Origin of the sequence: Thermomonas sp. (assembly GCF_025993755.1) — a bacterium.
Classification (GTDB): domain Bacteria; phylum Pseudomonadota; class Gammaproteobacteria; order Xanthomonadales; family Xanthomonadaceae; genus Thermomonas.
The window spans coordinates 1-1,599 of sequence record NZ_JAMQHN010000102.1 but is presented as its reverse complement, the minus strand read 5'-3'; the positions used below and the strand labels follow the sequence as shown (position 1 = coordinate 1,599).

At 64.0% G+C, this 1,599-nt stretch carries 2 protein-coding genes; both read right to left on the bottom strand.

The window, feature by feature from the left end:
- A partial coding sequence (gene nrfD / locus Q0X16_RS06880) for an NrfD/PsrC family molybdoenzyme membrane anchor subunit (protein ID WP_297832420.1) occupies positions 1-1,101 on the bottom strand: 1,101 nt, incomplete at its 3' end.
- A 6-nt stretch (positions 1,102-1,107) separates the two neighbouring features.
- A partial coding sequence (dsrO, locus tag Q0X16_RS06875; RefSeq protein WP_297832417.1) for a sulfate reduction electron transfer complex DsrMKJOP subunit DsrO occupies positions 1,108-1,599 on the bottom strand: 492 nt, incomplete at its 5' end.

Sequence of the window (1,599 nt, the reverse complement as noted above, 5' to 3'; positions counted from 1 at the left end):
GCCCAGGCCGAGGAACAGTTCGGGCGTGCTGGGCGTGTAGGGATGCACTTCGCCGTCGAAAAAGCTGCTGCTCGCCTTGAAACCGGGGAACATGTCCAGCGGGTACGCCTGTGCGCCGATGATGGTGACGTACATCTGGGCGATGCCGCCGAGGATGACCAGCGCACACGCAATCATGAGCCAGGCGCGCTGGCGGCCCAGCGCGGTGAGCAGGATCACCAGCGGAATCACGCAGCCGATGAGAATCTGCCCGACCCAGAAGAGGCTGGTGATCGCGCCACCATCGCGCAGGATGAAGGCTTCGACGGCGTGCGCCTTGGTGAAGTACAGGTTGGTCAGGTGGTGCACCGCGACGAAGTAGAGGACCGCGGCCACGAACACCGCGAGCAGGGTTTTCAGGCGCAGCATCACCGCGTCGCCGAGCGGCCGCCCGGTCCAGGCGTAGGCCGCGGCGAGCACCATGAGATAGATGGCGAGGCCATAGGCGAACGACATGATGATGAACATCGGCGCGAGCAGACCCGTGCCATACAACTCACGGGAAATCAGGAAGCCGAACAGCGAACCGGTACCGGTGGTCAGGATCAGGCGCCACAGGAATGCGGCGGTGCCCGCCGTCTTGGTCCAGGACTTCACGCTGCGGTCGAGCATGGTCCACAGGTAGATGCCGACCAGCGCGAAGAAGCCCGAGTACAGGAACACGTTCCAGGTGAACATCGACTTGAGGTTGAAGTTCGTCATCGCCACGATGAGGCGGTCGGAACGCCCGAGGTCAAGCACCAGCACCAGCAGGCCACCCGCCAGCAGCGCCAGAGAGAGGATCGCCGACAGCGGCGCCAGCGGCTTGTACATCGGCTTGTTGAACACCGAGGCGATCGACGCGACGTTCAGCGCGCCGGAGGCCGCGACGATGAGGAACACCGCAAACACGTGCGGCAGACCCCACACGATCTGGTTGTCCATGCCGGTTATCACGTGGCCGTGGTGGTGCATGGTGTTCCAGGCGAGGGCGCCGAACAGGACGAAGAGGCCGAGCGCCCCGAACAGCAGCCAGTATTTCAGGCTGCTGCCTTCAACTTCGCGGAAGGTGATGCTTGCCATGGTGTCTTAGATTCCGTGATAGCGGACGCCGAGGTTGAGTTTGAGGTCTGCACGCACCTGCTTGGTGGGCAGTTCGCGCAGGCGCTTCGAGATCTCACTCTCGGGATCGTTAAGGTCGCCGAACAGGATCGCGTTGCTGCCGTTCGCGGCACAGGCCTCGGCGCAGGCGGTGGTGCCGTCGCCGCGGTCGATCTTCTGCACGCAGAAGGTGCAGGCCTCGACGCAGCCGATGCCACGCGGCACATCGGGTTTCTGGGTATCGTTGAGCGGCTCGTGTACCAGCGAACGCGCCTTGTATGGACACGCCATCATGCAGTAGCGGCAGCCGATACAGGTGTGACGGTTGACCAGCACGATGCCATCGGCGCGCTTGAACGACGCGCCGGTCGGGCAGACGTCGACACACGGCGGCTCCGCGCAGTGCTGGCACAGCATCGGCAGATTGATCTGCGCCTGGGTCAGCGGATCCTCGAGCTGGAGCTTGCGGATCCACTGCGG